Here is a 23088-nt window from a genome sequence, read left to right as displayed (position 1 = left end):
ACGCGTCGACCGGACGACGCGCCGACCCCGTCCTCACCCCGCAGCCACTAGATTCGATTCCATGGCACACGTATCGGCCGCACCGCTCCGGCGACCTGCAGCACCGCTCCGGCGACCTGCACGGTCCGCGCTCGCATTCGTCCCCGCCCTGCTGGCAGTGGCCGCGTGGCTGCTCCTTCCCGCGGCGGCCTCCGCGGAGCCACCCTCGCGGCTCCCCCAGCCGATCACCGACACCGCGGGCGTGCTCGACGACGCCGACGTCGCACGCATCCAGGAAGCGACGAACACCCTCTACGACGAGCACGGCCTGCAGTTGTGGGTGACCTACGTGTCGAGCTTCGACGGACGCGACTACAACAGTTGGGCGCAGGCCACCGCGCAGGCGAGCAACTTCGGTCCCGACACCGCGCTGCTGGCGGTGGCGACCGACGACCGCGAGTTCGCGCTGTGGACACCGACGGGCTCGGAGATCTCCGAGAACGAGCGCGACCGGATCAGCTCGTCCGACGTCGTGCCGGCCCTGCGCAACAGCGATTGGGCGGGCGCCGCCGTGGGCGCGGCCGACGGGCTGAGCAACGCCCTTACGCCGTCGGCTGCTCCGGTGACGACGCTGCTCGTCGGCGGCGGTGTCATCGCGGCCGGTGGCGCCGGGGTCTACGCCTACAACCGGCGGTCGAAGAAGAAGCGCGCCGATGCCGGTGCCGCGCAGGCCGCGCAGATCGATCCGGCCGACACGACCGCTCTGCGCGGTCTGCCGGTCGAGGGTCTCGACCAGTACGCACAGACCCTGCTGGTGGACACCGACAACGCGGTGCGGTCCAGCGCCGAAGCGCTCGAGCTCGCCCGGGGCGAGTTCGGGGACTCCGCGGTGGCTCCTTTCGACCGCGCACACCGGCAGGCACAGGTCGCGTTGGCGAACGCCTTCGAGATCCGTCAGCGCCTCGACGACGACATCCCCGAGACGCCCGAACAGCAGCGCGACATGCTCGTGCAACTCGTCTCCTCGTGCGGGCAGGCGAACCGCGAACTCGACGCGCAGGTCGAGGCGTTCGACAAGATGCGCAACCTGCTGCTCGACGCCCCGGCCCGTCTGGACGGCCTCACGCAGCGCGCGATCGCGCTGCAGGCCCGCATCCCCGAGGCCGAACGGATTCTGGGGCAGCTGCACTCGGAGTTCCCCGCGGGCGCCCTGACCCCGGTGGTCGACAACGTCTCGCTGGCGCGGGAGGAGATCTCGTTCGCCGAGAACGCGATCGACCAGGGCCGCACGGCGGTGGCGCGACCGGTCGGTGAGCAGGGCGACGCCGTGCGCGCGATCCGCGAGGCCGAACGCGCACTGGGGCATGCCGCGACGCTGCTCGACGCGCTCGACCATGCGGCGGAGGACATCCGGCGCGCGATCGCGACGCTTCCCGCCGCGGTGGAGGACGCCGAACAGGGTGTCGCCGACGCGAAGCAACTCCTCGACGCGGGTGGCCCGGAACTCGTCGACGCCCTGAAGGCCGTGCAGGAAGCCCTCGACCACGCTCGGGCCGAGCAGCACACCGACCCGCTGGGCAGTTTCACGCGGGTCGTCGAGGCCGATGCGCGTCTCGACGAGTTGCGTGCCCGGACGCGGCAGGCGAAGCAGCAGGCCGAGGAGATGCGGCGCCGCCTCGAACAGGATCTGAGCGCAGCGCAGGCGCAGGTCACCGCCGCGGCCGACTTCATCGGGACCCGCCGCGGCGTCGTGGGCGCCCAGGCACGCACCCGCCTGTCGGAGGCGCAGCGGCACCTGCAGGCCGCGCAGCAGGCAGCCGAGTCCGATCCGGCGGCCGCCATCCAGTACGCGCGGTCCGCCGCGTCGCTGGCCGCGCAGGCACTGCGCAGCGCCCAGAACGACGTGCAGCGCTGGAACAACCAGCACCGTCCGCCCCGCGGTGGTTCGTCGGGCGGCAACGTCGCCGGTGCCGTGCTCGGCGGCATCCTCATCAACAGCGTGCTCAACAGCGGCCGCGGCGGTGGCTTCGGCGGCGGTTTCGGTGGGGGCGGCTTCGGCGGTGGTGGTTTCGGGGGCGGCGGCTTCGGTGGATCGAGCGGAGGACGCTTCTAGGCCATGCGCCCGATCGCAGCACGCGCACTGGGTGCCGGTCTCGGATCGGCCGTCCGACTGTTCGATTCCGCCGCGTCGTCCGATGGAAAACCGTTCTCCGAGCCCGACATCCTGCGCCCGCACGTCGACTCGCGCCGGTTCGGCTGGGTGCACTACGGCGTCATGATCCCGGATCTGCCGGAGCCGCACCGGTTCTTCTCGATGATGTCGCTGATCGGCGCCACCGGGTCGCTCACCTTCGACAACGACCACGCGCTCGTGGCGCCGCCGCGCCGCAACGCCGCCGTGGTCGCCGGCACGGCGGCGTCGCATCCCGCGCACCTCGGGAACTACGCCGTGGGCGACGATTTCGTGTCCTCCCCGGACGGATCGCTCGTGAAGTTCGGGGACGATCCGGCCCTGACCGGACGCTACCCCCACTACGAACTCGTGGGCCGGCTCGGAACTGTCGACGTCGCGCTGACACTGACCAACACGGACACGGTCTCGTGGTTCTTCCGCAGCCCGCTCTACAAGCACTTCGGGTTGCTCACCGAATACGAGGGCACCTTCACCCACCAGGGTCGCAGCGTCACGGCCGACGGTCTGTGCTCGTTCGAGTACGGGGCGATGCCGAGCCCGTATCCGATGCGGTCCACTCCCCTGCCGCCCGCGGCGAAGGCTCCGCTCGACCATTTCGTCTACCAGATCGTCGATCTCGACGCAGACACGCAAATCCTGTTGAGCCGCTACGCGATCGGTGGCCGGCCCTTCATGACGACGGGGATCCTGCGTACCCGCAGCGGTTACGGAACCCGTTTCCGGGACGTGGACTTCGAGATACTCGAACTGCGCGACGAACCCGAACCGACTCCCTACGGCATCCCGATGCCGGTGCCGCGCCGGACCCGGTTCCTGGTGAAGGACACCCGCGGTCGTCCCTGGCTGGATCTCGAAGGGATCATGGACACCACCTTCACCTACGGGCTGGGCACCGGATTCGTCACCGGTTTCGCATGGTCGGCGATCTGGCGGGGTGAGGAGATCTCCGGCCGCGGATATTTCGAGTACATCGATCGGCGCTCGACGAGCTGACCGCTACGAGCACCCGGCTACGAAGCGACAGATGCCCTCCGGTCCGTCGGGACCGGAGGGCATCTGCGTCGATCGGATCGGTCAGCAGCCGATCAGGCGCTGCGCGAGGTAACCCTCGACCTGGTCGAGGCTCACACGCTCCTGCGCCATGGTGTCGCGCTCACGGATCGTGACGGCCTGGTCCTCGAGGGTGTCGAAGTCGACCGTGATGCAGAACGGGGTGCCGATCTCGTCCTGACGACGGTAGCGGCGGCCGATGGCGCCGGCGTCGTCGAACTCGATGTTCCAGTTCTGGCGCAGCTTCGCGGCGAGGTCCTTGGCCTTCGGGCTCAGGTCGGCGTTGCGGCTGAGCGGCAGCACGGCGGCCTTGACCGGCGCGAGACGGCGATCGAGGCGCAGCACGGTGCGCTTGTCGACACCACCCTTGGCGTTGGGTGCCTCGTCCTCGGTGTAGGCGTCGACGAGGAAGGCCATGAGCGAACGGGTCAGGCCGGCCGCCGGCTCGATGACGTACGGCGTGTAGCGCTCATTGGTGGCCTGATCGAAGAAGCTCAGGTCGGTGCCGGAGTGCTTCGAGTGCGTCGACAGGTCGAAGTCGGTGCGGTTCGCGACGCCCTCGAGCTCACCCCACTCGCTGCCCTGGAAGTGGAAGCGGTACTCGATGTCGACGGTGCGCTTCGAGTAGTGCGACAGCTTCTCGAGCGGGTGCTCGTAGAGGCGCAGGTTGTCCTTGTTGATGCCCAGATCGGTGTACCAGTTCATCCGGTAGTCGATCCAGTACTGGTGCCACTGCTCGTCTTCGCCGGGCTTGACGAAGAACTCCATCTCCATCTGCTCGAACTCGCGGGTGCGGAAGATGAAGTTGCCGGGCGTGATCTCGTTGCGGAAGCTCTTGCCGATCTGGCCGATGCCGAAGGGCGGCTTCTTGCGCGAGGTGGTGAGCACGTTCGCGAAGTTCACGAAGATGCCCTGCGCCGTCTCGGGGCGCAGGTAGTGCAGGCCTTCCTCGCTCTCGATCGGGCCGAGGAAGGTCTTGAGCATCATGTTGAAGTCGCGGGGCTCGGTCCACTGGCCCTTGGTGCCGCAGTCCGGGCAGACGATCTCGGTCATCGGCACGGCATCGGGGTCGTCGAGCTTGTTCTTCTCGGCGTATGCCTCCTGCAGGTGGTCCTGCCGGTGGCGCTTGTGACAGCTCAGGCACTCGACGAGCGGGTCGTTGAAGACACCGACGTGGCCGGAGGCGACCCAGACCTGACGCGGCAGGATCACGGACGAGTCGAGGCCGACGACGTCCTCGCGGCTGGTGACCATGTTGCGCCACCACTGCTTCTTGATGTTGTCCTTGAGCTCCACGCCGAGCGGCCCGTAATCCCACGCGGACCTGGTGCCGCCGTAGATCTCACCGCAGGGATAGACCAGGCCCCGGCGCTTGGCGAGGTTGGCGACGGTATCGATCTTGGATTTGGGTGCCACTCGGTTTCTCCATCTTCGATGCGGGTTTTCGCAGCATGCGTCGATCTGTAAGCCTATCGCTCCTCGTTCACAGCTCGAATTCGCGCCGGTTGACATGCACAACCGTGCATATCAAAATGGAATCGATTTGCAATAAGGCCCGCCGACCGGCGGCCGCCCCTGCCCCGAGGAGCCCCGTGAGCATCGACGCCGATCCACGCGAGTGCAGCACGGGCGAGCGCGCCCGCGGCCCGATCGGCAGCGACGCCCTGCCGTCCCCGGTCGATGTCTCCCCCGGCGCCCTGATCGCAGCGGGTGAGCTGCTGCGCGCGCTGTCAGCACCCGTCCGCATCTCGATCGTGCTCGAACTGCGCGAGTCGGCCCGCTGCGTGCACGAGCTCGTCGGCGCCCTCGGCGTCACCCAGCCGCTCATCAGCCAGCATCTCCGCGTGCTCAAGACCGCCGGCGTCGTGCGCGGCGAACGCTCGGGACGCGAAGTGCTCTACCACCTGGCCGACGACCATCTCGCCCGCATCGTCGTCGACGCCGTCGCTCACGCCCAGGAAGGACGATCGCAGTGACCTCCGCCCGCAAACCTCTCGTGGGGGTCCGCTCGACCCGTCAACGCAGCGCCATCGTCGACCTCCTCGACAACACCGAGGAATTCCGGTCCGCGCAGGACCTGCACGACGAGCTGCGCAAGCGCGGCGAGGGCATCGGACTGACGACCGTCTACCGCACCCTGCAGTCGCTCGCCGAGGTCGGCAGCGTCGACGTGCTGCGCACCGACAGCGGCGAGTCGCTGTTCCGGCGGTGCTCCTCCGGGCACCACCACCATCTCGTGTGCCGCCACTGCGGCTTCACGGTCGAGGTGGACGGCCCGGAGGTCGAACGCTGGTCGCACGAGGTGGCCGAGTCGAACGGCTTCGTCGACGTCAGCCACACCGTCGAGATCTTCGGCAACTGCCGCGATTGCGCCCTCGCTCAGGGCTGAACCGACGGCCCGCGGCCGTCAGCCGCAATCGCAGTCATCACAGCCGCAGCCGTCGGCGAGCAGGTTCCCCTCGTCGTCCTCGGCCTCACCGTCGAAGACCGACGCTTCTCCGCCGAGACGCTGCGCCAGTGCGCGTGCCTGCTCGACGACCGGCACGAGCGACGCGACGGCCCGCACGAGATGGATCGGGACGAGCGGCGACGCTGCGACCCGCAGTTCGACGGTGACCCGGTCCTTGTCGAGGACGAACTTGACCTCGGGGAACTCGACCTGCAGGTCGCCGAGGACCTCGGCGGCGCGGGTGCGGCCCGTGATGCCCTCGACCAGGTAGGTGGTGAGCAGCACGAAGCCGCCCTCGGCGTCGACCGTCGCGTAGGTGAGCACGTCGTCGATCCAGATCGGGATCTCGCCGTCCTCGTCGGGCTCGGGAGCTTCCTCGAGAATCTCCGACAGCGTCTCCACCACAGCGGCGCGCAGCGCGTCGTCGTCCTCGGTGGGGATCGCGACGGCGTGTGCCCCGTCGGCGACGACCTCCTCGGTGGTGGTCTCGGCGTCGATGTCGGTGGTGGTCACGAATTCTCCTTGGGATCGGGGGTACCGGCCACGGCGCCACGCGCGTCGGCGGCACCGTCGAGCACGAGCAACAGCATGGTGGTCAGCGCCGTGTCGTCGAGACCGGTCGCGGGGAACGAGTACCGCAGCACGACGTCGGCGTCGGTCTCGCGTTCGATGAGGTGGACCGAGCCGAACTGCAGGGCGTCGGCGGCGGCCGCGACCCGACCGCGCACGGCGTCGTCGAGCGGAAGATCCCACGCGAGCACTCCGGTGACGGAGACCATGTCGAGTCCTTCGGTGAGCGTGACGACCTGCAGCGCGAAGGGCACGGCGCCGTAGTCGAATCCGAACGAGCCGTCGCCGTCGGCGGCGGACGACGGGAAGCGGACGTCGACGAAGGGCGTCAGCGCGCCCGCGATCCGCTCGCGCAGCGAGGTCACTTCACACCACCGAACCGCCGGTCGCGGGAGGCGTATTCGACGCACGCCGCCCACAGATCGCGACGGTCGAAATCGGGGAACATCGTGTCCTGGAAGACGAGTTCGGCATACGCCGACTGCCACAGCAGGAAGTTCGAGGTGCGCTGCTCGCCCGAGGGCCGCAGGAACAGGTCGACGTCGGGCATGTCGGGCTCGTCGAGATACCGCGCGATCGTCGACTCGGTGATGCGTTCGGGATCGAGTTCCCCTGCCGCGACCCGGCGGGCGATCTCCCGTGCGGCGTCGGCGATCTCGGCGCGACCGCCGTAGTTGACGCACATCGTGAGGGTCATGACGTCGTTGTCCTTCGTCAGTTCCTCGGCGATCTCGAGTTCCTTGATCACGCTGCGCCACAGGCGGGGACGGCGACCGGCCCACCGGACGCGCACCCCCATCTCGTGCATCTCGTCGCGGCGGCGGCGGATCACGTCGCGGTTGAAGCCCATGAGGAAGCGGACCTCGTCGGGGCTGCGCTTCCAGTTCTCGGTGGAGAAGGCGTAGGCCGAGAGCCACTTGACGCCCATCTCGATGCATCCGCACACCGTGTCCATGAGCACGGCCTCGCCGCGTTCGTGGCCGGCGGTGCGCGGCAGACCGCGCTCCTGCGCCCAGCGACCGTTGCCGTCCATCACGAGCGCCACGTGCTGTGGGGTCAGCTCGGGTTGCAGCACGGGAGGTCGCGCGCCCGACGGATGCGGGTCGGGCGGCCGGATCACCCGCTCAGGCGATGGGGGCGTGGTACGTCGTCGAATCACGGTCCCCATCCTGCCGGACACCCCGGGCGACGTCATCAACCCGGCTCCCCGTCGCAGGTTCGGTGCGACCGCGCTCGACGAGGGGCAGCGAGCGCAGTTGCCGTTCGAGATGCCACTGCAGGTGCGCGGCGACGAGGCCGCTGGCCTGGCGACGCACCGCCGTGTCGGCGGCCTCGGTGTCGTCCCAGCGTCCGTGGTTGAGCGCGTCGAGCAGCGCCAACACGCCCGGGGCCGGGGTGGCCGCTCCCGGCGGACGGCAGTGCACGCACACCGCACCACCGGCGGCGACGTGGAAGGCGGTGTGCGGGCCGGGACGGTCGCAGCGCGCGCAGTGGGTGATCGCCGGCGCCCATCCCGCGTAGGCCATGGCCCGCAGAAGATAGGCGTCGAGCACGAGTTCGGGCGGCCGGGTGCGGTCGCACACCGCGCGAAGGGCGCCGACGGTGAGCGCGTGCAGGCGCGGCACGGGCGCGCGTTCCTCACCGGCGAGGCGTTCGGCGGTCTCGAGGATCGCGCACGCGGTGGTGTAGCGGGGGTAGTCGTCGACGATGCCCACCGCGAAGGCGTCGAGGGTCTGCACCTGGGTGATGACGTCGAGACTGCGGCCCGGGTGGAGCTGGACGTCGATGTGGGCGAACGGTTCGAGCCGTGCGCCGAACTTGGAGCGTGTCCGGCGCACGCCCTTCGCGACGGCCCGCACGAGACCGTGCCGGCGCGTCAACAGGGTGACGATGCGGTCGGCCTCGCCCAGCTTGTGCTGACGCAGCACCACCGCGTTGTCCCGATAAAGCCTCACTCCCCGAGTCTGTCATGTCGCGGTGACACCGGACGACCCGCGAAGGACTCGACACCCAGAACTGGAACGCGTTACTGTTCGTTCGAACGAACGGGGGAACGAATGGACGCTCGAACCGACCTGCGCGACCTGAAAGCGACCGTCGAGGCACTCGACCGCGGCGAGACCACCTCCACGGACCTCGTCCGTGCGAGCCTCGACCGGATCGACGAATCGCAACCGCACCTGAACGCCTTCCGCGTCGTGCGCCGCACCGCCGCACTCGACGAGGCCCGCGAGGCCGATCGGCGCCGCGCGAACAGCGAACGCCTCCCCCTGCTGGGCGTCCCCATCGCGATCAAGGACGACACCGACATCGTCGGCGAGACGACGATGTTCGGCTGCGCCGGCACCTTCGCCCCCAAGGACACCGACGCCGAGGTCGTGCGTCGCCTGCGGGCCGCCGGCGCGGTGATCGTCGGCAAGACCCACTCCCCCGAACTCGGCCAGTGGCCGCTCACCGGCGGCGACGCCTTCGGGCACACCCGCAGCGCGTGGTCGCGCGACCACACCCCCGGCGGCTCGTCGGGTGGCAGCGCCGCGGCCGTCGCAGCGGGACTCGTGCCGGCCGCCCTGGGATCCGACGGCGCCGGATCGGTCCGCATCCCCGCCTCGTGGTCCAATCTCGTCGGCATCAAGCCGCAACGCGGCCGGATCTCCATGTGGCCCGACGCCGAATCCTTCAACGGACTCACCACGCACGGCCCACTCGCCCGCACGGTCGCCGACGCGGCCCTGCTCCTCGACGTCGTGTCCGGGAACCACCCCGGCGACCGGCACGCGTGCGCGCCGCTGACCGTCTCCGACGCCGTGGGACGAGATCCCGGCAGGCTGAACATCGCTCTGTCGCTGAAGATCCCGTTCACCGCGACACCCACCCGCCTCGACGCCCGCGTCCGCACCCGCATCGCCGCACTCGCCGCGGTACTGCGCGATCTCGGCCACGAGGTGACCCTCGCCGATCCCGACTACGGAATGACGTTCGGTCTCGCCTTCCTCCCGCGATCCATGGCCGGTATCGAGGATTGGTTGTACCGCCTGCCCGACCCGTCCCTCGCCGACGTGCGCACCCGCGCCAACGCCCGCACCGGCCGGTTCCTGCACGGTTATCCGTTGCGGGCGGCGCGCGCGGTCGAACCGCGACTGCACCGTCGGGTCGGCCGCATCTTCGACCGGTTCGACGTCGTGCTCGCCCCCACCACTGCCACACCGCCGCTGCCGGTGACGGCGATCGACGGCATCGGCGGCTGGGCGACCGACAAGGTCATCACCGGCGCATGCCCCTACGCGTGGCCGTGGAACGTGCTGGGCTGGCCCGCGATCAACGTCCCCGCGGGTTTCACCGAGGAGCGACTGCCGGTGGGTGCCCAGCTGCTCGGCCCGGCGAACTCCGAACCGCTGCTGGTGTCCCTCGCCTCCCAACTCGAATCGGTGCTGCGCTGGCACGAACACACCCCGGAGCGATGGTGGTGACCACGCGCGACGACGCCCGCTCGCGGATCGTCCACGCCACCCTGTATCTCGTCGGCACCGACGGGGTCACCGGGGTGACGAACCGGCGCATCGCGGCGCGCGCCGAAGTGTCGCTCGGTTCGATCACCTACCACTTCCCCACCCAGGCCGACCTGCTGCGCGCCGCGCTCGAGTTCTTCGTCGACGAGGAGACCGAGCGGCTGCGAGAACTCGCCGAGCAGTATCGATCCCGGGCCCTGTCGCTGACGGAGGCCGCCGAACTCACCGAACGCGTCGCCCACGACCTGACCTTCACGGCCGAACGCATCGCCCCCTTCGAGCTCTATGTGCAGGCGGGGCGCGACGAGGAACTGCGGCGGGTCGCCGAACGCTGCTGGCGTGCCTACGACGCGTTGACCGTCTCCGTCCTTTCCGCGCTGGGAGTGCCGGATCCGGAGACGATCGCACCGACGGTCGTCGCGACCATCACCGGGCTGCAACTGCGCCGCCTGTCGACAGGTACGGAGCCGGATCTGTCGGAGGCCGTTCTGCTGCTGCTGCACGGCGCGGCGGCAACGCGTCGCTGAGTTCCCTTCGGTCACCGGCCCCGGCGTGACGACGCGTTCACATCCGCGTCCGTGACGAAACACCGCCGTCACGAATTGTGCAGTGTGCACAGTTCTTTCCCGTCGCGGGTGGTCTGTCGGCCGATTGCCGAGTCCTGTCCGACTCTTCAAGATCGACATGTTCCGGCCGACGACGGCGGTGCCGCCCATCGATGTCGCGGCGCCCTTCGATCCGTCCACGGTCGTCGCCCGCCGCATGTTCACACGTCGAGGAGTCTCCCGTGACCGTCGCGCACATCGTCTTCCTGCTCGGACTGGTCGGCCTGATCGTCGCCATGGCACTACGCAAGAACGTCCTGATCCCGTCCGTCGTCGCCACTTTCGCCACCGCCCTCGCCTACGACGGCAACGTCGCCTCCGCCGTCATGGCGGTCTTCCGCGCCACCCTCACCGCCGGCGGAGCGCTCTTCGAGATCTTCGTCGTCATCGCCGCCGTGACATCGATGCTCGCGGCGATGCGCACCATCGGCGCCGACGAACTCATGGTGCGTCCCTCCGGGCGCTGGATGATCAACGGCCGTATCGCCTACGTCGTGCTGTTCGTCGTCACCTATCTGCTGTCGTTGTTCTTCTGGCCCACACCTGCTCTCGCGATCATCGGTGCCGTGCTGCTCCCGGCGGCGATCAAGGCCGGGCTGCCGCCGCTCGGCGCCGCGCTCGCCCTCGCGATCTCCGGACAGGGCATGGCACTCGCCTCCGACTACGTCATCGGTCTCGCACCGTCGATCTCGGCGAGCGGCGCAGGTGTTCCGGCCGACGACATCGCCGACCGCGCACTGGTCCTGTCCCTCATCGTGGGTCTGACCGCGGCCGTACTCGCGTGGTTCCTCACCATCCGCAAGGAGATCGTGCGCCACTCCGCGAATCTCGTGTCTGCGACGGACGATCCGGACCCCGGCGGCTCCGGTTCCGGACGTCCGGCACCGCACCCGAACGGGGACCTCCCGATCCCCGGGAACGACCACACCGGGACCGACCACACCGAGGCCGACCACACCGCACCGGTGAGCACGGTGGCCGACATCGACCTGCCCGGAACTCTCACCCCGGTCCTCACCCGCCCCGCACGCGCACGCGCCTGGGCGATCGGGGTTCCCGCGACCTTCGGCCTGGTGCTCGTCTACATGATGCTGGGGCGCTTCACCGATCTCGTGCCGTGGTCGGAAGGCGCCGGCGCCTCGCTCGTCGGCGGCACCGCGCTCGTCCTCATGGCCGCCGTGACCCTGACGACGCGCCCGGCCGACGCCCTCGAACACTGCGCCACCCATTTCGTCGACGGCTTGGTCTACGCGTTCAAGGCCATGGGAATCATCCTGCCGGTGGCCGGATTCGTGTACCTCGGTATCCCCGACTACTCCGGTTCGATCCTGGGACTCGAGGACGGCACCGGGCCGGCCTTCCTGTTCGACGCCGTCGAGAGCATCCAGACCCACATTCCCGACAACGGTCTCTTCGCCGCGTTCAGCATGATCCTGATCGGCATGCTCATCGGTCTGGACGGCTCCGGCTGGGCCGGTCTGCCGCTCACCGGTGGTATCGCCGCCGCGCTCGCCCCGCAGGCCGGAATGGACACCGCAACGCTCGCCGCCCTTGCGCAGAACGCCGCGACCTGGACCGGCGGCGGCACCCTCGTCATCTGGTCGTCGCTGATCGTGGTCGCGGGCTTCTGCCGCGTCCCGGTCGGAGATCTCGTGCGACGACTCGCGATCCCGGTGGTGAGCGGACTGCTCGTCGCCGCCGTCGCCGCGGTGGTGATCTGGTGACCACCGCATCCGCACCGAACACCTTCGAGGAGAGGACCCCCGTGGACGAATCCGGTTTCCGCTACGACCCGCAACGCTGCGCCCTGGTCGTCGTCGACATGCAGAACGACTTCTGCTCCCCCGACGGCGCTCTCGCAGGCTGCGGCTTCGACGTCTCCGCCGCCGTCGCCATGACACCGCGGCTGGCGGAACTGATCGACCGCGCCCGCCGCAGGGACGTGCCCGTCGTGTGGGTCCGTACGGAACACGACGAGACCACGGACACGCCGCAGTGGCTGGGCCGCGTCGGCACCGGTCCCGGCACGGCGCGGACCGGCCTGACCTGCCGGCCCGGTACTCCGGGAGCCGACTTCTACGGCGTCCGCCCGGAGCCGGGAGAACCGGTGGTCGTCAAACACCGCTTCAGCGCGTTCGTCGGCACCGACCTCGACAGCGTCCTGCGGTCACGGGGCATCGAATCGCTGTTGTTCACCGGCGTCGCCACCGAGATCTGCGTCGAATCGAGCCTGCGCAGCGGCCTGTTCCACGAGTACTGGGTCTCGCTCGTCGAGGACTGCGCCGCGTCCTACAGTTCCGCGGCCCACGCCGCCTCGGTCGCGGTCGTCGCGCAGAACTTCGGGACCGTGGTGACCGCGGACGACCTCGCGTCGATGTGGGTCGCCCGGCCGATCACCGCGTCCACCCCGTAGGGCTCGGCGTCAGAATCCCAGACGGCCCAGCTGTTTGGGATCTCGCTGCCAGTCCTTCGCGACCTTCACGTGCAGGTCGAGGTAGATCTTCACGCCGAGGAGCTTCTCGATCTGGGTGCGTGCGGCGGTGCCCACTTCGCGCAGCCGCGCGCCCCCCTTGCCGATGACGATGCCCTTCTGGCTCGGCCGCTCGACGTAGAGCAGGGCGTGCACGTCGAGCATCTCGCCCTGCTTCTCGGTGCGACCCTCACGTTCGGTGATCTCCTCGATCACGACGGCGAGCGAGTGGGGCAGCTCGTCGCCGAGACCTTCGAGGGCGGCCTCGCGGATGAGCTCGGCCATCAGGGTCTCCTCCGGCTCGTCGGTGAGCTCGCCGTCGGGATAGAAGGCCGGTCCAGGTTCCATGTGCGAGACGAGGACGTCGACGAGGACCTCGACCTGCTCACCCGAGGCCGCGGAGACCGGCACGACCTCGCAGTTCTCGCCGAGGAGCTTCGACACGGCGAGCAACTGCGCGGCGACCTGCTGTTTGCCCACCTTGTCGATCTTCGTGACGATGCCGATGACCGGGGTCTTCGGCGCCATGTGGCGCACCTGCTCGAGGATCCAGCGGTCGCCGGGGCCGATCTTCTCGTCGGCGGGGAAGCACATGCCGATCGCGTCGACCTCGGAGTAGGTGTCCTGCACCAGATCGTTGAGCCGCTGGCCGAGCAGGGTGCGCGGGCGGTGCAGTCCCGGGGTGTCCACGAGGATGAGCTGGGCGTTGTCGCGGTGGACGATGCCGCGGATGGTGTGGCGGGTGGTCTGCGGGCGCGAGGAGGTGATCGCGATCTTGCTGCCGACGAGCGCATTCGTGAGCGTCGACTTCCCGGTGTTGGGCCGGCCGACGAAACAGATGAAGCCGGAACGGAAGTCGGTGTCGGTCATGCATGCTCCTCGGTGGTGGCCGTATCGGTATCGGTGGGTTCTTCTTCGGGGGTGGCGCGCTGCACGAAGACGGTGCTCACACGCACCCGCCCGCGGACGTCCGGTCCGCCCTCGCCGCGGAGCAGCAGGCCGTGGGTCCGTACCTCCGCACCCGGCAGAGGAACTCGGCCGAGTTCGTAGCCGAGGAGTCCGCCGACGGTGTCGACCTCGTCGTCCTCGATGTCGATGTCGAACAGTTCGCCGAGGTCCTCGACGGGAAGTCGCGCGGAGACGCGGTAGGTGTCGTCGCCGAGTTCCTCGACGTCGGGGATCTCCCCGGTGTCGTACTCGTCGGCGATCTCGCCGACGATCTCCTCGATGACGTCCTCGATCGTCACGAGACCGGCGATGCCGCCGTATTCGTCGACGAGGACCGCCATGTGGTTGCGGTCGCGCTGCATGTCGGCGAGCAGATCGTCGAGGCGCTTCGAATCCGGCACGAAGACCGCCGGTCGCATGACGTCGGCGACGGAGACGCTGCGTCCGCCGTCGCGGTGGTAGTAGGTCTGCTGGACGAGATCCTTGAGGTAGACGACACCGCGGATGTCGTCGACGTTCTCACCGATCACCGGGATCCGCGAGTGCCCGCTGCGGACGGCGAGCGAGGTGGCCTGACCGGCCGTCTTGGTCTCCTCGATCCACACCATCTCGGGGCGCGGAACCATGATCTCGCGGGCGGTGGTGTCGCCGAAGTCGAACACCGACTGGATCATCCGGCGTTCCTCGTCGGCCACGACCCCGCTCTCCTGAGCGAGATCGACCAGTTCGCGCAGCTCGATCTCGTTGGAGAACGGGCCGTTCCGGAAACCGCGACCGGGCGTGACCGCATTGCCGACGCTGATGAGGATTCGGCTGATCGGACCGAGCAGGACACCGAGTACCCGCAGCGGTCCGGTGGCGGCGAGCGCGATCGGGTACGCGTGCTGGCGTCCGAGCGTGCGCGGGCTGACACCGATCACGACGTAGTCGACGATCACCATCACCGCGGCGCCCACGACGAGCGCCCATGTGCGGTCGAGCACGGCGAGCAACGCACCGACGAGCACGACGGTGGCGGTGATCTCGCAGAGGATGCGCAGCAGCACCGTCAGATTGACGTAGCGGGGCCGATCGTCGAGCAGACCGAGCAGGCGGCGCGCACTGGGGCGGCCCTCCTTCGCGAGTTCCTCGGCGCGCGCCGCGGATACGGTGTTGAGCGCGGAATCGACGGCGGCGAACAGGCCGCCGAGCACCACCAGGACGACCGCCAGGACGACGAGGGGCACGGTACTCACGCGATCGTCACTCCCTCGATCGGTGCCGTCCGATCACGATGGCTCGTACTGTCGCCGCTCATGATTCGGGGGTGTCGACGAAACCGGCCTTGCCCAGCAACTTCCGGTCGCGGGCGGCGAGCCGCGCCTCGTGCTCGGCGCGGCGGATCTCCTCGTACCACTCGGCGAGGAGCTGGTTCTGCAGGCCGAACATCTCCTTCTCCTCCTCCGGTTCGGCGTGGTCGTAGCCGAGGAGGTGGAGCATGCCGTGCACGGTGAGCAGGGCGAGTTCGTGGGCCACCGGGTGACCGGCCTTCGCCGCCTGGTCGGCGGCGAACTGCGGACACAGCACGATGTCGCCGAGCATCGACGGTCCCGGTTCGGGAGCGTCGGGACGACCGCCGGGTTCGAGTTCGTCCATGGGGAACGACATCACGTCGGTGGGACCGGGCAGGTCCATCCACCGCACGTGCAGATCGGCCATGGTGTCGAGATCCACGAGCACCATCGACAACTCCGCCGCCGGATGCACATCCATCCGGGCGATCACGAAGCGGGCGACGTCGAGGAGTTCCTCCTCCGAGACGTCCATTCCCGATTCGTTCGAGATCTCGATGCTCATGACTGGAGTTCCTTCTGCACGACGGTATTCGGTTGATCTACAAGGGTGTTCATCGACGCTGCACCCGCTGCGCGCGACGCTGGGCGCGGTTGCCGGGGATCCCGTCGCCGTCGCGGGTGGCCTCGAAACGGCTGTAGGCGTCGACGATGTCGGAGACGAGCCGGTGCCGCACGACGTCGCTGCTGTCGAGTCGCGCGATGTGGATGTCGTCGATGCCGTCGAGGATCTCGGTGGCGGCGGCGAGACCCGAACGGGCACCGCCGGGCAGGTCGATCTGCGTGATGTCGCCGGTCACGACGATCTTGGAATTGAAGCCCAGGCGCGTGAGGAACATCTTCATCTGCTCGGCGGTGGTGTTCTGCGCCTCGTCGAGGATGATGAAGGCGTCATTGAGGGTGCGGCCACGCATGAACGCCAGCGGCGCGACCTCGATCACCCCGGCCTGCATGAGCTTCGGGATCGCCTCGGGATCCATCATGTCGTGCAGTGCGTCGTGCAGTGGACGCAGATACGGGTCGATCTTCTCGTACAGGGTGCCCGGTAGGAAGCCGAGCCGCTCCCCTGCCTCGACGGCGGGACGCGTGAGGATGATGCGGTTGACCTGCTTGGTCTGCAGCGCCTGCACGGCCTTCGCCATGGCGAGGTAGGTCTTGCCCGTACCGGCCGGTCCGATACCGAAAACGATGGTGTGGGCGTCGATGGCGTCGACGTACCGCTTCTGGTTCAGGGTCTTGGGCCGGATCGTCTTCCCGCGCCGCGACAGGATGTCGAGGCTGAGCACGTCGGCCGGCGACTCGGAGAGCCCCTGGGTGAGCATGCCCACGGTGCGACGCACGGCGTCGGGGGCGAGCGATTGTCCGCGACGGACGATGGTGACGAGCTCGGCGAGCGCACGTTCGGCGAGGGCGACGTCGGCAGGCGCTCCGGTCAGCGTGACGGTGTTGCCCCGCACATGGATGTCCGCCGCCAGGAGGGCTTCGAGGGCGATCAGATTCTCGTCCGCGGCTCCGAGCAGGGGCGCTGCGGCCTCCGAGGGGATGTCGAGGCTCGATTTGACCGTGGTCGGTTCGAATTCGGCGGGCTCGTGGGGTCGGTCTGGTTCACTCACGTGGACGGTACGTCCTGCTTTCGGTTCGGCTCCTGCACGACGGTCGTCGTGTTCGTGCCAGTCTAGCGCCGGACGGGGCGTACCCTCCCGCAACAGCGAGTTTCAGCGGGGTTCGGTTCCGCCTCCGCCGGAGGCGGGCTCCGCGAGCCACCGCCGTGCCTCGGCGAGGATCCCGGGTGCCCGGTCGGGTGAGACCCCACCGAGCACGAGATTGCCCAGGACGATCGTGTCGCCCGAGTCGTCCACCAGCCCGAGATTGGCCTGCTCGAGCGTGGCCATCGTCAGGCCTTCCATCATCCCCACGAGCACGGGCGCCGGGAGGTAGTCGGAGAGCTGGCCCTGCGCGAGGCCGCGTTCGACGTGCCCGAGGACACGTGAGCGCACCGGGGAGACCAGTTCGGCGATGCGTTGCTCTCCCATCTCCTTGCGCGCGAAGGAGAGCAGCACGCGGTAGCGGTCGCCGATAGGCCAGGTCCGCAACGCCACGACCGCGAGCGCGACCGCGGGATCGTCCGGCTCGGGGTGGTCGAGAGCCTCGGCGAGTGCGGTCGAGGCGTCGTCGACGATCCCCTCGACGAGGGCTTCCCGGTTGGGGAAGTGCGCATAGACGGTGCGGCGGACGACACCCGCGGCCTTGGCGACATCGTCCATGCTCGCGTCGGAGTCGGCCGCAAAGCACATCACCGCAGCGTCGAGTATGCGCATGCGGTTCGCACTGAATCGGGTTCGCGGTCGTGTGACCGAGTTCTCCACGTTCTCACCCTTTTCCGCCGACTGTGATCTGTCTTTCATTTTAGTTGCACACGGATGTGCAGCTGCGTAACTTGCACACCACCGTGTAGATCGGGGCTCCGGTCCCGGCCCGTGTCGCACCCGAGGAGAGCCCATGCCCACTGCCGTGACCCTCGCAGGAGGGACCGCAGCGAAGGAACCCTACCGGCTGCGCTGGGCCGGACTGGCGGTGCTGTGCCTGAGCCTGCTCATCGTCGTGATGGCCAACACCTCGCTCATCGTCGCCGCACCCGGCATGCTGCGCGACCTGCAGCTCACCAGCGCCGACATGCAGTGGATCATCGACGGCTACACCGTCCCCTATGCCGCGCTGATGCTGCTGTTCGGCGTGCTCGGCGATCGATACGGACGACGCCGCGCGTTGCTGGCGGGCCTGGTCGCCTTCGCCGCCGGCGCGGTCTACGGATCGTTCGCCGACAGCGCCGGCGACGTGATCGTCGCGCGCATCGTCATGGGGGTGGGCGCCGCCGTGATCATGCCTGCGACACTGTCGCTGCTCGTCGCGATGTTCCCCGTGCACGAGCGTGCCCGCGCGATCGCAGCCTGGGCGGCCACGTCCGGACTCGCCATCGCGCTCGGTCCCCTGCTCGCCGGATGGCTCCTCGAATCGAACTCGTGGGGTTCGACCTTCCTCATCAACGTGCCGATCGCGGCATTCGCCGCGATCGCGGCTCTGATCCTCGTGCCGGCCTCGAAGGCGGACGATCTCACCCGCACCGACTGGGTCGGCGGCGCCCTGTCGGTCGCTGCTCTCGGCGGAATCGTCTACGCGATCATCGAGGGGTTCCACTTCGGTTGGGGCACCGGGGTGATCGCCACCTCGATCGGCTCGGTGATCGCCGCGGTGCTCTTCGTGGTGTGGGAACTTCGCCACCCCCGGCCGCTGCTGGACGTGCGTCGGGTCGCGGACCGGACCGTCGGCGGTGCGTGCGTGTCGGTGTTACTGCTCTTCCTCGTCGCCTTCGGCGCCATCTACTTCGTCGCGCAGCAGTTCCAGTTCGTGCTCGGTTACGGCCCGCTCGAGACCGGTCTGCGTCTGCTTCCCCTCGCGGTGACGGTCTCGCTCGGCGCGGCGCTGAGCGGCCGGCTCGCGCCCCGACTCGGTGCGCGGGTCCTCGTGGGCACGGGCATGGTCGCCGCTGCGGCAGGCATCCTCACCTCGACCGTCACGGACGGCGCCTCCGGTTTCACGCCCTTTCTGATCTCGTTGTTGCTGCTCGGATTGGGCATCGGCCTGGCCACACCCCCGTCCACCGACCTGATCATGGGCGGCTTCCCCGACTCGGATCTCGGAGCGGCGGGCGGGTTGAACGACACCGCAGTGGAATTCGGCGGTTCGCTGGGCATCGCCGTGCTCGGCTCGATCCTCGCGACCACCTATCACCGCGAGATCTCCGGCTTCCTCGACGGATTGCCGTTGGCGGACCTGACGGGCCCGATGGCCGATCAGGCCGCGATGGCGATCGAGGCGGCCGGCGATTCGGTGGGCGGCGCGGCGATCGTCGCGGAGGAACTCGCGGCGAACCCATTCGCGGCGTCGTACGCACAACCGCTGCTCGACGCGTCGTCCGCAGCGTTCGCCGAGGCGATCTCGTCCGCGAGCCTCGTCGCCGGCATCGTCCTGCTCATCGGCGCGGCGGCGGTCACCGCGCTACTCCCCCGCGGACTGCACACCCGCACCGGCAGCGAGACCGAGATCGGCCACTGACCGGACGGTGAGCAGATCGAGCGATCGCGCCCAGGCACGGGTGGTCCGGTTCAGGAAGGCGACGTGATCCTCACCGTCGAACAGCTCCAGCGACACCGGATCTCCTGCCGCGTCGGCCGCGTCGACGTAACGGTGCGCGACACTCACCGGCACCTGCTCGTCGGCGGTGCCGTGCAGCACCGCGACCGGCACACCGATCGGCGGCCGGTGCGTCGGCGAGGCCGACCGATAACACTCGGGTGCATCCGCGTAGGACGCACCGAAGAGCGCCTCGAACGCCTCCACGCGACGACCGTGCTCCCCGGCGGTGACGAGGTCGAGCGCACCCGCCTGCGAAACCACGAATTCCGGTCGCACCGACGTGCTCTCACCCGCGAGCCACACCGCCAGCTGGCCTCCCGCCGAGTGACCGACGAGCCGCACACGGTCGAGATCGACCTCGACACCGCCGCGCTGCGCGTGCGGAACGACCTCGGTGAAGATCGTCTCGTACGCCGCGACCACATCGGCGGACATCTCGTCCCACGCGCCACCGGCCTCGAGACGGCGGTACTCGACGTTCCACGCCACCACACCGCGACGCGCGAGTTCCACGGAAAGCGCCGTACCGAGGGTGAGCTGGTAGCGGCCGTGCCACGAACCGCCGTGAACGACCATGACGGCGGGAACGGGCCCCGCCACCGTCGCGGGGTCGGGAAGGAAGACGTGCCCGAACTGCTGCGAGTGGGTGCCGTAGGCGATCTTCGTACGAGCCAAGAGAGGAAGTTCCTTCGCTACAGAGAATCGGGACCCGCCAGTGGTCCCTAGTGCAGGGGCCTGGTACGCCACCGGTCGGTCAACACACCGATCGCGCCGAGTGCGACGGCTGCGGCGGTCGAGGTGCGCAGCACCGTGGGGCCGAGACCGACGGCCACCGCGCCCGCGTCGACGAGGGCTTCGACCTCCGCGTCGTCGAGTCCGCCTTCGGGACCGACGATCAGCGTCAGCGAATCGGCGTCGCGCACGGGCAGATCGGCGAAGGGGATCGTGGCGGATTCGTGGAGCACCGCGACGACGTCGCCGCGCTCGACGGCCGAGCGGACCCGGGCGACGACCTCGGGTGTGCGGTGCAACCCGGCGACCGTCGGCACGTGCGCGCGCCGCGACTGCTTCGCCGCGGCGGTCGCGACCGCCTGCCACTTGGCAACGCCCTTGTCCGCCTTGGCATCCCACCGGGCGACGCAGCGCGCCGACTGCCACGGCACGAACTCGTCGGCGCCGGCCTCGGTGGCCAGTTCGACGGCGAGTTCGGACCGATCGGATTTCGGCAGCGCCTGCACGACGGTCACGCTCGGACGCGGCGGGTCGACGACGCGACGACCGAGCACGAGCGCTTCGAGCCGGTCCTTCGCGACCGCCGTGACCTCGACGTCGGCGATTTCACCGGCACCGTCGGACAACACGAGCCGCTCGCCTACCGCGATACGGCGCACCGTCGCGGCGTGCCGACCCTCCTTGCCGTCGAGCACGGCCGTCCGCCCCTCGTCGGGCAGCGGGTCGAGGTAGAACAGTGTCGCGGCCACCCGAGCGACCTAGCGGGCGCTGAACGCGTCGCGCAGGCGCGAGAACAGGCCGCCGGTGTTCTGCGAACCCGTGGTCACGACCTCGACGTGCTCCCGGTCGCTGTGCCGGCGCAGGTCCTCGAGCAGCTTCGTCTGCTTGTGATCGAGCTTGCTCGGCACCACGACCTCGAGATGCGCGTGCAGGTCGCCGCGCGTACCCGAGCGCAGCTTCGGCATGCCGTGGCCGCGCAGCACCGAGACCGAACCGGGCTGGGTGCCGGGATCGATGGTGATCTCGGTGGGGCCGTCGAGGATGGTCTCGACCGTCACCTTGGTGCCGAGCGCAGCGTCGACCATGGGCACGCGGATGGTGCAGTGCAGGTCGTCGCCGTCGCGCACGAAGACCTCGTGCTGCTGTTCGAGCACCTCGACATAGAGATCGCCGGCAGGACCGCCGCCGGGGCCGACCTCGCCCTGGGCCGCGAGGCGGATGCGCATCCCGTTGCCGACACCGGCGGGCACCTTGACGGTGATCTCGCGACGGGCACGCACGCGGCCGTCGCCGCCGCACTTGCGGCAGGGATCCGGGATCGTCTCGCCGACACCGCGGCAGGTGGGGCACGGGCGGGACGTCATGACCTGGCCGAGGAAGGAACGCTGGACGGACTGGACCTCACCGGCGCCACCGCAGGTCTCGCAGCGCACGGGCTTCGAATCGCCGTGGGTGCCGGAACCGGTGCACGCGTCGCACAGGATCGCGGTGTCGACCGTGACCGTCTTGGTGACGCCGCGAGCGCATTCCTCGAGGGTCAGGCGGGTGCGGAGCAGCGAGTCGGCGCCGGGCTGGACACGGCCGCGCGGACCGCGGGAACCGCCGGCCCCACCACCGAAGAACGCCTCGAAGACGTCGCCGAGGCCGCCACCGAAGCCGGCGCCGCCGAAGCCGCCCGCACCGCCGCCACCGGGTTCGAGCGGGTCGCCGCCGAGGTCGACGATGCGTCGCTTCTCGGGATCCGACAGCACCTCGTAGGCGGCCGAGATCTCCTGGAAACGCTTCTGCGCCGACTCGTCGGGGTTCACATCCGGGTGGTGCTCGCGCGCCAACTTGCGGTACGCCCGTTTGATCTCCTGGTCGGTCGCGTTCTTGGACACGCCGAGCGTCCCGTAGTAGTCCCGTGCCACGTTTGGTTCTCGTCCTTACGTCGTTCTACAGAGCAAAAATGGACGGTGCTCAGCGTTCGCCGAGCACCTCACCGATATATCTCGCAACGGTGGCGACCGATGCGATGGTTCCCGGATAGTCCATCCGGGTGGGGCCGAGCACTCCCAGACCACCGAAGACCGTACCCGCGGCACCGTAACCGGTGGACACGACCGAGGTGGTGCGCATCTCCTCGAACTGGGTCTCCTCACCGATGCGGACGGTGACCCGGCCGGCGTCCTGGCTGGACGCGAGCAGTTTGAGCACCACGACCTGCTCCTCGAGGGCTTCGAGGACCGTGCGCAACGAGCCCGGCACCATGCCGTGGCCGTCGAAGTCGGCGGCGTTGCGGGTGAGATTGGCGGTGCCGCCGAGCACGAGACGCTCCTCGGGGTGCTCGACGAGGGTCTCCACCAGCACGGTGGTGCACCGGATGAGCGCGTCGCGCAGATCGTCCGGTGCGTTGTCGGCGAGCTCGGTCACCGCGACGGAGGCCGCGGCGAGCCGCTTTCCGGTCAATGCCCCGCCGAGCAGCTCACGCAGCCGCGACAGGCCGTCCTCGTCGATCACGTCGCCGAGTTCGACGATGCGCTGATCGACGCGGCCCGAGTCGGTGATGAGCACGAGCAGCAGCCGCGCCGGTGTCAGCCCGACCACCTCGAGATGTCGCACGGACGACGCGGAGAGCGTCGGGTACTGCACGACCGCGACCTGGCGGGTGAGCTGCGCGAGCAACCGCACCGCGCGGCGCAGCACGTCGTCGAGGTCGACGCCCGATTCGAGGAACTGCAGGATCGCGCGGCGCTCGGCCGACGAGAGCGGTTTGACCTCCGCGATCCTGTCGACGAACTGGCGGTAGCCCTTGTCGGTGGGCACGCGTCCCGAGCTCGTGTGGGTCTGTGTGATGTATCCCTCTGCTTCGAGCACAGCCATGTCGTTGCGGACCGTGGCGCTGGACACACCGAGGTTGTGCCGGTCGACGAGAGTCTTGGAGCCGATCGGCTCCTTGGTGGACACGTAATCCGCCACGATGGCGCGCAAGACCTTGAATCTCCGCTCCTCGGTACTCGACAACCCGCCACCTCCGTTTCCGCCGCCTGCAGGTCTGCACCTCTCGGGGCCGTACCCTGC

23 protein-coding genes are annotated in these 23088 nt (G+C 69.3%); 9 read left to right on the top strand and 14 right to left on the bottom strand.

Features of this window, described 5'->3' with window-relative positions; genetic code table 11:
* Positions 1 to 61 precede the first annotated feature (61 nt).
* Both ACLBYD_RS22355 and ACLBYD_RS22350 read left to right on the top strand, forming a co-directional pair.
* The gene (locus ACLBYD_RS22355) at positions 62 to 2092 is read left to right on the top strand and encodes a TPM domain-containing protein (RefSeq protein ID WP_447818178.1); all 2031 of its coding nucleotides are present in this window, start codon (positions 62 to 64) and stop codon (positions 2090 to 2092) included.
* Positions 2093 to 2095: 3 nt separating this feature from the next.
* The gene (locus tag ACLBYD_RS22350; protein WP_447818176.1) at positions 2096 to 3166 is read left to right on the top strand and encodes a DUF6670 family protein; all 1071 of its coding nucleotides are present in this window, start codon (positions 2096 to 2098) and stop codon (positions 3164 to 3166) included.
* Between the two features lie 81 nt (positions 3167 to 3247).
* On the opposite strand, the gene ACLBYD_RS22345 is transcribed toward ACLBYD_RS22350, so the two are convergent.
* Positions 3248 to 4639 (bottom strand): glycine--tRNA ligase, encoded by a 1392-nt coding sequence (locus tag ACLBYD_RS22345; RefSeq protein WP_006554466.1) that lies wholly within the window; start codon positions 4637 to 4639, stop codon positions 3248 to 3250.
* 176 nt (positions 4640 to 4815) lie between these two features.
* On the opposite strand from ACLBYD_RS22345, the gene ACLBYD_RS22340 reads away from it, so the two are divergent.
* Together ACLBYD_RS22340 and ACLBYD_RS22335 are read left to right on the top strand one after the other, a co-directional pair.
* Entirely contained in the window at positions 4816 to 5199 is a 384-nt protein-coding gene (locus tag ACLBYD_RS22340; protein ID WP_006554467.1) for an ArsR/SmtB family transcription factor, read from the top strand.
* Entirely contained in the window at positions 5196 to 5612 is a 417-nt protein-coding gene (locus tag ACLBYD_RS22335) for a Fur family transcriptional regulator (RefSeq protein ID WP_016691347.1), read from the top strand. Before ACLBYD_RS22340 ends, ACLBYD_RS22335 begins: the two co-directional genes overlap by 4 nt.
* Positions 5613 to 5630: 18 nt before the next feature.
* Here the strand turns inward: ACLBYD_RS22335 and ACLBYD_RS22330 are convergent, their stop codons facing one another.
* The 4 genes from ACLBYD_RS22330 to recO are packed head-to-tail and all read right to left on the bottom strand — an operon-like array spanning position 5631 to position 8197.
* Positions 5631 to 6185 (bottom strand): T3SS (YopN, CesT) and YbjN peptide-binding chaperone 1, encoded by a 555-nt coding sequence (locus ACLBYD_RS22330; RefSeq protein ID WP_447818173.1) that lies wholly within the window; start codon positions 6183 to 6185, stop codon positions 5631 to 5633.
* Positions 6182 to 6607 (bottom strand): hypothetical protein, encoded by a 426-nt coding sequence (locus ACLBYD_RS22325; protein ID WP_447818171.1) that lies wholly within the window; start codon positions 6605 to 6607, stop codon positions 6182 to 6184. The genes ACLBYD_RS22330 and ACLBYD_RS22325 overlap by 4 nt, the downstream gene beginning before the upstream one ends.
* On the bottom strand, positions 6604 to 7410 hold the full coding sequence (locus tag ACLBYD_RS22320; RefSeq protein WP_447818170.1) for an isoprenyl transferase: 807 nt from the start codon (positions 7408 to 7410) through the stop codon (positions 6604 to 6606). Before ACLBYD_RS22320 ends, ACLBYD_RS22325 begins: the two co-directional genes overlap by 4 nt.
* The gene (recO, locus tag ACLBYD_RS22315; RefSeq protein ID WP_447818169.1) at positions 7367 to 8197 is read right to left on the bottom strand and encodes a DNA repair protein RecO; all 831 of its coding nucleotides are present in this window, start codon (positions 8195 to 8197) and stop codon (positions 7367 to 7369) included. The genes ACLBYD_RS22320 and recO overlap by 44 nt, the downstream gene beginning before the upstream one ends.
* 102 nt (positions 8198 to 8299) lie before the next feature.
* Between recO and ACLBYD_RS22310 the strand changes: the two genes are divergently transcribed.
* The 4 genes from ACLBYD_RS22310 to ACLBYD_RS22295 all read left to right on the top strand — a co-directional run bounded on the left by ACLBYD_RS22310 (position 8300) and on the right by ACLBYD_RS22295 (position 12766).
* Positions 8300 to 9709: an amidase gene (locus tag ACLBYD_RS22310; RefSeq protein WP_447818167.1), complete on the top strand. Its 1410-nt coding sequence runs from the start codon at positions 8300 to 8302 to the stop codon at positions 9707 to 9709.
* Positions 9700 to 10275 (top strand): TetR/AcrR family transcriptional regulator, encoded by a 576-nt coding sequence (locus tag ACLBYD_RS22305; protein ID WP_447818165.1) that lies wholly within the window; start codon positions 9700 to 9702, stop codon positions 10273 to 10275. The genes ACLBYD_RS22310 and ACLBYD_RS22305 overlap by 10 nt, the downstream gene beginning before the upstream one ends.
* Positions 10276 to 10535: 260 nt before the next feature.
* The gene (locus ACLBYD_RS22300) at positions 10536 to 12077 is read left to right on the top strand and encodes a permease (protein WP_447818164.1); all 1542 of its coding nucleotides are present in this window, start codon (positions 10536 to 10538) and stop codon (positions 12075 to 12077) included.
* Positions 12078 to 12118: 41 nt separating this feature from the next.
* On the top strand, positions 12119 to 12766 hold the full coding sequence (locus ACLBYD_RS22295) for a cysteine hydrolase family protein (RefSeq protein WP_447818201.1): 648 nt from the start codon (positions 12119 to 12121) through the stop codon (positions 12764 to 12766).
* A gap of 9 nt (positions 12767 to 12775) precedes the next feature.
* On the opposite strand, the gene era is transcribed toward ACLBYD_RS22295, so the two are convergent.
* The 5 genes from era to ACLBYD_RS22270 all read right to left on the bottom strand — a co-directional run bounded on the left by era (position 12776) and on the right by ACLBYD_RS22270 (position 17420).
* Positions 12776 to 13693 carry a GTPase Era gene (gene era, locus ACLBYD_RS22290; RefSeq protein ID WP_024101353.1) on the bottom strand — a complete coding sequence of 306 codons (918 nt, stop codon included), beginning with the start codon at positions 13691 to 13693 and terminating at the stop codon, positions 12776 to 12778.
* On the bottom strand, positions 13690 to 15006 hold the full coding sequence (locus tag ACLBYD_RS22285) for a hemolysin family protein (RefSeq protein ID WP_447818162.1): 1317 nt from the start codon (positions 15004 to 15006) through the stop codon (positions 13690 to 13692). Before ACLBYD_RS22285 ends, era begins: the two co-directional genes overlap by 4 nt.
* Positions 15007 to 15064: 58 nt before the next feature.
* The gene (ybeY, locus tag ACLBYD_RS22280) at positions 15065 to 15607 is read right to left on the bottom strand and encodes an rRNA maturation RNase YbeY (protein WP_006554478.1); all 543 of its coding nucleotides are present in this window, start codon (positions 15605 to 15607) and stop codon (positions 15065 to 15067) included.
* A 49-nt stretch (positions 15608 to 15656) separates the two neighbouring features.
* Positions 15657 to 16715, bottom strand: a complete 1059-nt coding sequence (locus ACLBYD_RS22275) for a PhoH family protein (protein ID WP_447818161.1) — start codon at positions 16713 to 16715, stop codon at positions 15657 to 15659.
* 102 nt (positions 16716 to 16817) lie between these two features.
* The gene (locus ACLBYD_RS22270; protein WP_447818160.1) at positions 16818 to 17420 is read right to left on the bottom strand and encodes a TetR/AcrR family transcriptional regulator; all 603 of its coding nucleotides are present in this window, start codon (positions 17418 to 17420) and stop codon (positions 16818 to 16820) included.
* 181 nt (positions 17421 to 17601) lie between these two features.
* On the opposite strand from ACLBYD_RS22270, the gene ACLBYD_RS22265 reads away from it, so the two are divergent.
* Entirely contained in the window at positions 17602 to 19215 is a 1614-nt protein-coding gene (locus ACLBYD_RS22265) for an MFS transporter (protein ID WP_447818159.1), read from the top strand.
* Here ACLBYD_RS22265 and ACLBYD_RS22260 read toward each other — a convergent pair.
* From ACLBYD_RS22260 to hrcA, 4 genes are read right to left on the bottom strand one after another with little or no spacing between them, the layout of a single operon-like run.
* Complete coding sequence (locus ACLBYD_RS22260; RefSeq protein WP_447818158.1) at positions 19159 to 19971, bottom strand: alpha/beta hydrolase family protein; 813 nt, start codon at positions 19969 to 19971, stop codon at positions 19159 to 19161. The genes ACLBYD_RS22265 and ACLBYD_RS22260 overlap by 57 nt on opposite strands.
* 47 nt (positions 19972 to 20018) lie before the next feature.
* The gene (locus ACLBYD_RS22255; RefSeq protein ID WP_447818157.1) at positions 20019 to 20777 is read right to left on the bottom strand and encodes a 16S rRNA (uracil(1498)-N(3))-methyltransferase; all 759 of its coding nucleotides are present in this window, start codon (positions 20775 to 20777) and stop codon (positions 20019 to 20021) included.
* Between the two features lie 9 nt (positions 20778 to 20786).
* The gene (dnaJ, locus tag ACLBYD_RS22250; protein ID WP_059380830.1) at positions 20787 to 21938 is read right to left on the bottom strand and encodes a molecular chaperone DnaJ; all 1152 of its coding nucleotides are present in this window, start codon (positions 21936 to 21938) and stop codon (positions 20787 to 20789) included.
* Between the two features lie 49 nt (positions 21939 to 21987).
* Entirely contained in the window at positions 21988 to 23031 is a 1044-nt protein-coding gene (hrcA, locus tag ACLBYD_RS22245; RefSeq protein WP_160875627.1) for a heat-inducible transcriptional repressor HrcA, read from the bottom strand.
* Between the last annotated feature and the right edge of the window lie 57 nt (positions 23032 to 23088).

The organism is Rhodococcus sp. C26F, assembly GCF_053345925.1.
The sequence above is the reverse complement of the archived record's forward strand: the minus strand, read 5'-3'. Positions and strand labels throughout refer to the sequence as shown.

What these genes read in the sequence shown, in the direction of transcription:
- ACLBYD_RS22355 (WP_447818178.1), top strand. Translation starts at nt 62, where the DNA reads ATGGCACACGTATCGGCCGCACCGCTCCGGCGACCTGCAGCACCGCTC.
- ACLBYD_RS22350 (WP_447818176.1), top strand. Translation starts at nt 2,096, where the DNA reads ATGCGCCCGATCGCAGCACGCGCACTGGGTGCCGGTCTCGGATCGGCC.
- ACLBYD_RS22320 (WP_447818170.1), bottom strand. Translation starts at nt 7,410, where the DNA reads ATGGGGACCGTGATTCGACGACGTACCACGCCCCCATCGCCTGAGCGG.
- ACLBYD_RS22310 (WP_447818167.1), top strand. Translation starts at nt 8,300, where the DNA reads ATGGACGCTCGAACCGACCTGCGCGACCTGAAAGCGACCGTCGAGGCA.
- ACLBYD_RS22305 (WP_447818165.1), top strand. Translation starts at nt 9,700, where the DNA reads ATGGTGGTGACCACGCGCGACGACGCCCGCTCGCGGATCGTCCACGCC.
- era (WP_024101353.1), bottom strand. Translation starts at nt 13,693, where the DNA reads ATGACCGACACCGACTTCCGTTCCGGCTTCATCTGTTTCGTCGGCCGG.
- ybeY (WP_006554478.1), bottom strand. Translation starts at nt 15,607, where the DNA reads ATGAGCATCGAGATCTCGAACGAATCGGGAATGGACGTCTCGGAGGAG.
- ACLBYD_RS22270 (WP_447818160.1), bottom strand. Translation starts at nt 17,420, where the DNA reads ATGCGCATACTCGACGCTGCGGTGATGTGCTTTGCGGCCGACTCCGAC.
- ACLBYD_RS22265 (WP_447818159.1), top strand. Translation starts at nt 17,602, where the DNA reads ATGCCCACTGCCGTGACCCTCGCAGGAGGGACCGCAGCGAAGGAACCC.